Source organism: Streptomyces sp. MnatMP-M17 (assembly GCF_900091995.1).
In the GTDB taxonomy this organism is placed as follows: Bacteria; Actinomycetota; Actinomycetes; order Streptomycetales; family Streptomycetaceae; genus Streptomyces.
Window position 1 is genome coordinate 1 of sequence record NZ_FMDK01000114.1, and the last position, 9,414, is coordinate 9,414.

The 9,414-nt window shown below is 69.9% G+C and carries 8 protein-coding genes; 2 read left to right on the top strand and 6 right to left on the bottom strand.

Translation table 11 applies throughout. The features are described from left to right. Together GA0115259_RS06285 and GA0115259_RS06290 are read right to left on the bottom strand one after the other, a co-directional pair. A partial coding sequence (locus tag GA0115259_RS06285) for a sensor histidine kinase (protein ID WP_256097926.1) occupies positions 1-1,163 on the bottom strand: 1,163 nt, incomplete at its 3' end. A gap of 13 nt (positions 1,164-1,176) precedes the next feature. Next, a complete protein-coding gene (locus GA0115259_RS06290; RefSeq protein WP_202449718.1) occupies positions 1,177-1,830 on the bottom strand; it encodes a response regulator transcription factor in 654 nt (217 codons plus the stop codon). Positions 1,831-2,083: 253 nt separating this feature from the next. Between GA0115259_RS06290 and metG the strand changes: the two genes are divergently transcribed. After that, on the top strand, positions 2,084-3,811 hold the full coding sequence (gene metG / locus GA0115259_RS06295; protein ID WP_093592062.1) for a methionine--tRNA ligase: 1,728 nt from the start codon (positions 2,084-2,086) through the stop codon (positions 3,809-3,811). A gap of 89 nt (positions 3,812-3,900) precedes the next feature. Here metG and GA0115259_RS06300 read toward each other — a convergent pair whose 3' ends face one another. The 4 genes from GA0115259_RS06300 to aspS all read right to left on the bottom strand — a co-directional run bounded on the left by GA0115259_RS06300 (position 3,901) and on the right by aspS (position 8,129). Then, the gene (locus GA0115259_RS06300) at positions 3,901-4,728 is read right to left on the bottom strand and encodes a L,D-transpeptidase family protein (protein WP_256097927.1); all 828 of its coding nucleotides are present in this window, start codon (positions 4,726-4,728) and stop codon (positions 3,901-3,903) included. Between the two features lie 73 nt (positions 4,729-4,801). Further along, positions 4,802-5,713 carry a hypothetical protein gene (locus tag GA0115259_RS06305; RefSeq protein WP_093592068.1) on the bottom strand — a complete coding sequence of 304 codons (912 nt, stop codon included), beginning with the start codon at positions 5,711-5,713 and terminating at the stop codon, positions 4,802-4,804. Then, positions 5,706-6,215: a SigE family RNA polymerase sigma factor gene (locus GA0115259_RS06310; protein WP_093592071.1), complete on the bottom strand. Its 510-nt coding sequence runs from the start codon at positions 6,213-6,215 to the stop codon at positions 5,706-5,708. The genes GA0115259_RS06305 and GA0115259_RS06310 overlap by 8 nt, the downstream gene beginning before the upstream one ends. Before the next feature lie 141 nt (positions 6,216-6,356). Continuing rightward, on the bottom strand, positions 6,357-8,129 hold the full coding sequence (gene aspS / locus GA0115259_RS06315) for an aspartate--tRNA ligase (protein WP_093592074.1): 1,773 nt from the start codon (positions 8,127-8,129) through the stop codon (positions 6,357-6,359). A 159-nt stretch (positions 8,130-8,288) separates the two neighbouring features. Between aspS and GA0115259_RS06320 the strand changes: the two genes are divergently transcribed. Then, the coding region (locus GA0115259_RS06320; protein ID WP_141716467.1) for a GAF domain-containing protein at positions 8,289-9,414 on the top strand (1,126 nt) is incomplete at its 3' end.

Below are 9,414 nucleotides of genomic sequence, written 5' to 3' on the forward strand. Positions count from 1 at the left end.
GCCGCGGCCGGCGGCAGCGTCACGGTGACCGCGAGACCGCCGCCCGCGCCGCCCGGCGCCGCCGTGACCTTCCCGCCGTGCGCCACCGCGATCGAGCGCACGATGGACAGACCGAGCCCCGCGCCACGGCCCATCCGGTCACGGCCCTCGCCGCGCCGGAACGGTTCGAACAGCGCCGGGATGTCGTCCTCCGCCACCACGGGCCCGGTGTTCCGCACCACCAGCGCCGTGCCGCTGACCTCGACGTCCACCGTCCCGTCGGGCACGTTGTACGTCACCGCGTTGGCCAGCAGATTGCCCACGAGCTGCCCGAGCAGCAGCCGGTTTCCGCGTACGACCTCGGCGCCGGCCACCGACACGGCTCCGTCCAGACCGAAGCGCGCCGCCTCCTCCGTCACCGCCTCCCCCAGATCGACCAGCTCCTGGTCGTCCACCTCGCGCTCGCTGCGCGCCAGCACCAGCAGCCCTTCGATGAGCTGTTCGCTGCGCCGGTTGTTGTCCAGCAACGTCTGCTTCGTACGGGCCAGTTCGTCCGGCGTGCACATGTCGTCGAGGCCGACCTGGATCGCGGTCCGCTGCGTCGCCAGCGGCGTCCGCAGCTCGTGCGAGGCATTGGCGATGAACCGGCGCTGGCTGTCGAAGGCCTTCTCCAGCCGCGCCAGCAGCGCGTCCAGCGTGTCGCCGAGCTCCTTCAGCTCGTCGTCGGGACCGCTCGCGCCGATCCGCTCGTGGAGATTGTGCTCGGAGAGCCGGCGGGCCTTCGCCGTCATCGCGTGCACCGGCCGCAGCACCCGTCCCGCCGTCCACCAGCCGACCACCACCGCGCACGCCGCCATCACCAGCAGCGCGGCGACCGACCAGAAGAGCATCTCGTCCGAGGCCGCGTCGGTGACATTGTCGGTGAGCCGGTAGACGGTGATGGGCGCGATCCGCTGCTCGCTGATCAGCCCGCGCACCGGGGTGACCGGCAGCGCGGGCGCCACCTGGGCGGGAACCACCCGGGCGACCATCTCCTGCGCCTCGTTCTGGGTGCCCGCGCCGGCGAGCAGATTGACGACGGTGAGCAGACAGCCGCCGAGGACGACGAAGACACCGCCGTACACCAGCGCTATCCGCGTACGGATGGTGGAGCGAGGAGCCAGCTGGAGTGCGGTCGTCTTCACAGCGCGTATCCCATCACAGCGCGTACCCCACACCCTGAACCGTGCGGATGAGAGGAGGTTCGCCGAGTTTGGCCCGTAGCTTGCTCAGACAGACGCGTACCGCTCCGGTGAACGGATCCGCGTGCGCGTCCCAGGCCCGCTCCAGCAGTTCCTCGGCCGAGACCGGCGCGCCGTCCGCCTCCAGCAGGATCTGGAGCACCGAGAACTCCTTGGGCGAGAGATCCAGCGCCCGACCGTCCCGCGAGGCCGTCCGCCGTACGGAGTCGAGCCGTACGCCGTGCCGCTCCAGCAGCGGCGGTACGGGCCTTGCGCTGCGCCGCCGCAGGGCGCGCACCCGGGAGACCAGCTCCGGGAAGTCGAAGGGTTTGCCCAGATAGTCGTCGGCGCCCAGGTCGAGCCCTTCGACGCGGTCCTCCATGGACGCGGACGCGGTGAGCATCAGAATGCGCGTACGGGACGACTCGGCGACCAGCTTGCGCGCGACGTCGTCGCCATGGACCCGGGGCAGATCGCGGTCGAGGACGACGACGTCGTAGTCGTGCAGTCCGAGATAGGCGAGGGCCGCGTCCCCGCTGTACACGGTGTCGACGGCGAATCCCGCGCGCCGCAGTCCGGTCGCCACCAGTTCGGCGAGGACCTCCTCGTCCTCGGCGACCAGTACCCGCATGCTGTCGTCCCTCGCCTCGTGGCCTGCCTCGTGCATGATGCCCTTCTCCTCCCAGGATGGGCCTGTCTACGGCACGGGGTGTTTCGCAAAGCTCTCCGCGTACCGGCACCCGCCTCCACACGCTCCCTGCCGCCGGCCGCGGCCCTGGGCCCACCTCATAAGTCGGGCGACTCGTGTCCGAACGGTCGGATACGATATTGACATTCCGTAGACCAATCGGTCACTCCATGTAGCGACTTGGGAGCAGCCTGCAATGGCTCGACACCTCATCACCAGCGCCCTTCCGTACATCAACGGGATCAAGCACCTGGGCAACATGGTGGGGTCCATGCTCCCGGCGGACGTGTACGCCAGGTACCTCCGCCAGCGCGACCATGACGTCCTCTACATCTGCGCCACCGACGAGCACGGCACGCCCGCCGAGCTCGCCGCGAAGGAGGCGGGCGTTCCGGTCGATGTCTTCTGCGCCGAGCAGCATGACGCCCAGAAGGCGATCTACGACGGCTTCGAGCTGAAGTTCGACTACTTCGGCCGCAGCTCGTCCGCGGAGAACCGCGAGATCACCCAGCACTTCGCGCGCAGGCTGAAGGAGAACGGCTTCATCGAGGAACGGGCCATCCGCCAGGTCTTCTCGGTCGCCGACGACCGCTTCCTCCCGGACCGCTATATCGTCGGCACCTGCCCGCACTGCGGTTACGACAGGGCGCGCGGCGACCAGTGCGAGAACTGCACGCGCGTGCTGGACCCGACCGATCTGATCGAGCCGCGCTCGGTGATCAGCGGCAGCAGCAAGCTGGAGATCCGCGAGACCAAGCATCTCTTCCTGCTCCAGTCGAAGCTGGCGGGCGAGGTCGAGGCCTGGATCGACGAGAACGGCGCGGAGTGGCCGCAGCTCGCCTCGTCCATCGCGCGCAAGTGGCTGACCGAGGGCCTGCACGACCGCGCGATCACGCGTGACCTGGACTGGGGCGTACCGGTCCCGGCCGACGCCTGGCCGGAGCTGGCCGCCGAGGGCAAGGTCTTCTACGTCTGGTTCGACGCGCCGATCGAGTACATCGGCGCGACGAAGGAGTGGGCGGACGCCGCCGCGGACGGCGAGATCCGCGACTGGAAGTCGTGGTGGTACGAGGCCGACGACACCGTCCGCTACACCGAGTTCATGGCCAAGGACAATGTCCCGTTCCACACGGTGATGTTCCCGGCCACCGAGCTCGGCACGCGTGAGCCCTGGAAGAAGGTCGACTACGTCAAGGCCTTCAACTGGCTGAACTACTACGGCGGCAAGTTCTCCACCTCGCAGAAGCGAGGCGTCTTCACCGATGCCGCGCTGGAGCTGCTGCCCGCCGACTACTGGCGTTATTTCCTCATCGCGAACGCGCCCGAGTCGGACGACACGTCCTTCTCCTGGGAGCACTTCACGGCGACGGTCAACAAGGACCTCGCCGACACCCTCGGCAATTTCGTCAACCGTGTCCTGTCCTTCTCGCGCAAGCGCTTCGGCGACGCGGTGCCCGCCGGCAAGGCGGCCGGCGAGGCGGAGGCGAAGCTCGGTCAGGAGATCGCGCGGCTGCTCGCGGAGTACGAGAGCCAGATGGAGTCGCTCCAGTTCCGCAAGGCGGCGGCGGCCCTGCGCGCCCTGTGGTCTGCGGGCAACTCGTATCTGGAGGAGAAGGCTCCCTGGCTGGAGATCAAGACGGACGAGGAGGGCGCGGCGCTCACGCTCCGTACGGCGATGAACCTGATCCATCTGTACGCGGTGGTCTCCGAGCCGTTCATCCCGGCCTCCGCCAGGGCCATGCGCGAGGCGTTCGCGCTGACGGACGACACCGCGAGCTGGGTCACGGCCGAGGAGGCGCGGTCGCTGACGGCGGTCCCGGCCGGTACGGCGTTCACGGTGCCGCCGGTGCTCTTCGCCAAGATCACCGACGAGGATCTGGCGGCGTACAAGGAGCGCTTCGGCGGCGAGGAGCGGGCCGCGTAGTCGCGTAGCCGCCGCAGTACGGCATGGCATACGAAGGGCCCGGGACGCGCTCAGGACCCGGGCCCTCAGCCATGGATATGGGCCGTGCGTCACAGGCTCAGCGAGGCCGCGTCGCCCATCACCACCACCGGCCGCTTCGCCGGATCGAGCGTGCGCAGCAGCTCCTTCATACGCTCGCGCGGCAGGGCGACACAGCCCTGAGTGGGACCACCGTGGTCCACATGGAGCCAGATACCACCGCCCTTCTCCTGGCCGAGCGGCCGGGTCCAGTCGAGCGGAGTGGTACCGGGCACCCGGTTGTAGTTGATCGCGACCACATAGTCGAAGGTCCCTTCGAGCGACTCGCCCTCGAAACCGGTGCCCTCCGCCTCGAAGGCGCGCCCTCGGTCGTACGGGAGCTTCGAGCCCGGATCGGGCAGTTTGCCGCCCGCGTCGGTCAGATCGAACACTCCGATGGGCGAGCGCAGATCTCCCTCGACGTGGTCGTCGGTCCAGCCCTCCCGGGCATTGTGCGCGGGCCACTCCCCGGTGACGCGCCGCCAGCCGGTGACCGGGTCCCGTTCGTAGACCATGACGACGGACCGGTCCGAGTCCATGTCGTCGCCTCGCACCACCACGGCCTGATTGGCCGTCTGAGGAATCTGGGCGCGGGTCTCGGGACCGAGGCCGGAGATCTCCTGCGGCTCGACGGTCTGCGCCTCGGGCGCGGACCGGCCCGTGCTGCCCGCGGAGCCGGTGGTGCCAGTGGTGCCAGTGGTGTCCGTGCTCTCCGTGGCCGTCCCGCCCGGTGTGGCCGTCCCGCCCGGCGCGGAGCCGACGTTGTCGGCGGTGTCCGCGGTGCCCGCACAGCCGGTGAGCAGCAGGCCGGTGACCAGCAGCGCGACGACCGGCAACGCGGCAATCGGCAACGCGGCCACGGACCGCGCGGCTACCGGCCGCGGTCCGCTGCGCGCGGGACGGAGAGAGCGGACGGACATAGGCGGGCCTCTTTCATTTCTCGTTCAGGGGACGCTCGGCGGTTGCCGTCGGCGGCGGAGCAGCCGGGGGAGTCGTCACGGTTCCCTTGCCGAAGTCTGCGCCGGTGACCATCGCCCTGACGTCCTCGACGGTTCCCGGCGCGTCGCCGGAGACACAGAGAGTGACGGCGACGGCCGTGTAGGGAGCGGGCGTACCGCCGAGCAGACCGGTGTACTCGCCGGTGCCGCGAAGAGCGCGGCAGCCCTTGGAAGGTTCGGCGGACGCGTACAGCACCGCGGGCTGCTGGACCTTGGCCGACATGTCGATCCCGCTCATGGGCCTGAGAGTGAGCAGGGCGCCGCCGCGTGCGAGCGCCTTGAGCGGCAGGCACGCGTCCTCCGTCCTCATCGGGCAGGGCTGTCCCGGTCTGTACACGGTCAGCGGCTCGGACGAGGCGTAGCCCCGGGCCGTCAGCTTGAGCTTGCCGTCGTCGGGCATGTCCACCGCCTGCCAGTTCTCGGGCAGCCGCAAGGTCAGACCGGCCACATGTTCGAACCGGAACAGGGATCCGGGCGCGGACGGCTCGCGGCTCGGTGCCCGGTCCGGGCTTTCGGTGGAGCCCTGGCTCGCGGTCAGATCCTGCCGTTCGGTCACCGAGGGCCCTGGGGCCGCGGGCGGCAGCGACTCGGGGCCGCCGCGCAGGGCACCAGGAAGGAACGTTCCGGCCAGCATGAGCCCGGTCACGGCCGCCGCCACGGCTCCTCCCGTACGGCGTCGGCGCCGCGCCCGGCGGACCCGCTCCCGTACGCGGCTCAGCCGCTCCTCCGGAGCGGGCAGCCTGGGCACGGCCCGTTCCAGCAGGATCCGCAGCTCCTGCTCGTCCTCGCGCTCGTGCTCGTAGTCGTCCACGGCCCCGGCGCCGGGCTCGCGCGTCGGCTCACCCAAGGCGCTCACCACCCGCCACCGACGCGGGCAGCGCCGCCCGCAGGGAACGCAGCGCCCGCGCCGACTGGCTCTTCACGGTGCCCGGTGAACAGCCCAGGGTCTCGGCGGTGTCCTCGACGCTCAAATCCTCGAAGTACCGCAGCACGACCACCGCGCGCTGCCGCACGGGCAGTGCCCGTACAGCGGCGGCGAGCGACTGCTCCAGATCCACATGCGCGTACGCGTCGACGGTCCCGGCCGTCTCCGGCAGCTCTCCGTACGGCAGCTCGCCGCGCCACCGCCGCCGCCACCAGGACGCGTGCAGATGCACCAGCGCCTTGCGCACATACGCCTCCGGCCGGTCCCCGGAGATACGCGACCACTTCGGCCACACCTTCGCCAGGGCACTCTGGAGCAGATCCTCCGCCAGATACGCGTCGCCGGTCAGCAGCCACGCCACCCGCAGCAGTCGCGGTCCCCGGGCGGCGACGAACGCCTCGAAGTCGCCCTCGCCCGGATCCATCGTCGCGCCCCCGCCGTCCTGTTCGGTTTCCCACGCCTGTGAAACGCGTCGGCGCACCGATCGGGTTGCATCGAGAAAAGAACGAAGAGGCCAGGGACCTTCCGGTCCCGGGCCTCTTCCCTCTCTGTACTGCCCGCCGGGCTACTCGCCGGACTTGGCGACCGGCTTGCGCAGCGCGATGTTCAGCTCCCGCAGACGCGACTCCGCCAGCTCCGTCGGCGCGCCCATCATCAGGTCCTGGGCGTTGCCGTTGAGCGGGAAGGCGATCGTCTCGCGGATGTTCGGCTCGTCGGCCAGCAGCATGACGATACGGTCCACGCCCGGCGCGATACCGCCGTGCGGCGGCGCGCCGAGACGGAAGGCGCGGAGCATGCCGGCGAACTCGTGCTCGACGGTCTCACGGTCGTAACCGGCGATCTCGAAGGCCTTGATCATGACCTCGGGCTCATGGTTCCTGATCGCGCCGGAGGAGAGCTCGATGCCGTTGCAGACGATGTCGTACTGCCAGGCGAGGATGTCCAGCGGGTCCTTGGTCTCCAGATCGGCCAGACCGCCCTGGGGCATCGAGAACGGGTTGTGCGAGAAGTCGATCTTCCCGGTCTCCTCGTCCTTCTCGTACATCGGGAAGTCGACGATCCAGCAGAACCGGAAGACGCCCTCCTCGAAGTGCCCGGACCGCTTGGCCGCCTCGACGCGGACCGCGCTCATGATCTTGGAGACCTCGTCGTACTCGCCCGCGCCGAAGAAGACGGCGTGGCCGGGCACGAGAGCGAGACGCTCGGTGAGGACCTTGACGTTCTCCTCGGTGAGGAACTTGGCGATCGGGCCGCTCAGCGCGCCGTCCTCGCCGACCCGCACCCAGGCCAGGCCCTTCGCGCCGTGCTCGACGGCGAACTCGCCGAGCCCGTCGAAGAACTTCCGCGGCTGCCCGGCGGTGTCCGGGACCGGCAGCGCGCGTACGTGCTTGTCCGCGAACGCCTTGAACTCGGAGCCCTCGAAGACGTCCGAGATATCGGCCAGCTCCAGCTGGGCCCGCAGATCCGGCTTGTCGTTGCCGTACTTCAGCATCGACTCGCGGAACGGGATCCTCGGGAACGGCGAGGTGACATGACGGCCGCCGCCGAACTCCTCGAACAGCTCGGTCATCAGCTTCTCGATCGGGCGGAAGACATCCTCCTGCTCGACAAAGCTCATCTCGACATCGAGCTGGTAGAACTCGCCCGGCGAGCGGTCGGCGCGCGCATCCTCGTCGCGGAAGCACGGCGCGATCTGGAAGTAGCGGTCGAAGCCCGAGATCATCAGGAGCTGCTTGAACTGCTGCGGCGCCTGCGGCAGCGCGTAGAACCTGCCCGGGTTGAGCCGGGAGGGCACCACGAAGTCACGGGCGCCCTCGGGAGAGGTCGCGGTGAGGATCGGGGTGGCCATCTCGTTGAAGCCGAGCGCGGTCATCTTGTGCCGGATCGCCGAGATCACGGCCGTACGCAGCATGATGTTGCGGTGCATGCGCTCACGGCGCAGATCGAGGAAGCGGTACTCCAGGCGCCGCTCCTCGTTGACGCCATCCTCGGCGTTGACCGTGAACGGCAGCGGGCCCGCGGCGCCGAGGATCTCGACCTCGGAGACCTCGATCTCGATCTCGCCGGTCGGCAGCTCCGGGTTGACGTTCTCCGCACCGCGCGCGGAGACCGTGCCGTCGATCCGGACGACGGTCTCCTTGGTGAGCTTGGACAGCTCCTCGTTGGCGGCGGTGCCGGGCCGGGCGACGAGCTGGACCAGTCCGTAGTGGTCACGCAGATCGATGAAGAGGATGCCGCCCAGGTCTCGGCGATTGTGCAGCCAGCCGCTCAGCCGGACGTCGGTGCCGACGTCAGAGGCGCGGAGCTCGCCGCAGGTGTGGGACCTGTACCGATGCATCGTCGTTTCATCCAGTCTTAGCGGGTCGGAGTCTTAGCGGGTCGGAGGTGGCCTCGTCATGCAGTCCTCGTTATGCGGTACTGCACAAGAGAGGTTACCGCCCGGCCACTCCGCGCTCCTCGGTGGCGTCCGCTCCTCAGATATTCATAAAGTGGGACAATGCGCACCGAGGATGTCCTGTCCGCGATCGCGACCGGCCTGTGGCGCTGGGACAACGCCTCCGGAACGGTCACCTTCGACGCGGAGGCGGCCCGGCTGCTCGGGCTGCCCGCCGAGCCCGTGGTGCTCACGCTGGCCGCGGCACGCGCCCGGTTCCATCCGGTCGACTGGATCGAGATCAACAGCATCGTCCATCTCGCGATCGCCGAACACACGCTCGCCGAGGCCCGGCTGCGGATCATGGACGAGAACGGCAGGGTGCTCCGTACCGTACGGTCCCGGGCCAGGACGGTCGTCAGGCGCGAGCCCGAGGGCCCGCCGTACGTCGAGCTGTACGGCACGATCCAGGAGGTCGCGGAGGTGCGGCCGGGAACCGCCGTCGAGGGCAGCCCGGTCACCGGCGACTGGCGCCGCTCCCGCGAGGCCTTCCTGCTCGACGCGGGCCGCGCGCTGGCCGAGGCCCGCTCGACCGCCGAGGTGCTGCGCGTCGCCGCGTCCCTGTCCATGCCGGGTTTCTCGCCGGACGGTCTCGCGGTCTTCGGTGTCTCCGGCGAGCGGCTGACGATCATCGGCCACCACGGGCACGATCCCGGGGACGCGGCTCCCTTCGAGGACATGCGGGTCGACACGGACTATCCGGCGGCCGAGGTCGTACGGAACGGGCGGGCCGTCTATCTCTCGTCACCGGAGGCGTACAAGAGCCGCTATCCGGCTGCCTGGCAGTATGTGCGGCGCTTCGAGCGGCGCTCGTGGGCCTATCTGCCGCTGGTCGCGTCGGGACGCACGCTGGGCTGCTGGATGGCCGGGTTCAAGCACCGGGTCGCGTTCTCGCCCGACGAGCGGTCCGTGCTGACGACGGTGGCGCGGATGCTGGCGCAGGCGCTGGCCCGTGCCTCTCTCGCCGAGACCGAGCGTGAGCTGTCGCTGGGCCTCCAGCGCACGATGATGCCGACGCTCGGTCCTGAGATCCCTGGGATGGCGGTGGCGGCGCGGTATGTGCCGACCGGTGGCGGGCTCCAGATCGGCGGCGACTGGTACGACATGATCCCGCTGCCGGGCGCAACGGCGCAGTCCGACGGCGGCGCGGGCCGTGGCTCCGGCGGCCGGGCCGGCGGCGGCCGGTTCG

Coding starts and splice junctions, on each gene's coding strand:
- GA0115259_RS06290 (WP_202449718.1), bottom strand. CDS start 1,830: ATGCGGGTACTGGTCGCCGAGGACGAGGAGGTCCTCGCCGAACTGGTG.
- metG (WP_093592062.1), top strand. CDS start 2,084: ATGGCTCGACACCTCATCACCAGCGCCCTTCCGTACATCAACGGGATC.
- GA0115259_RS06310 (WP_093592071.1), bottom strand. CDS start 6,215: ATGGATCCGGGCGAGGGCGACTTCGAGGCGTTCGTCGCCGCCCGGGGA.
- aspS (WP_093592074.1), bottom strand. CDS start 8,129: ATGCATCGGTACAGGTCCCACACCTGCGGCGAGCTCCGCGCCTCTGAC.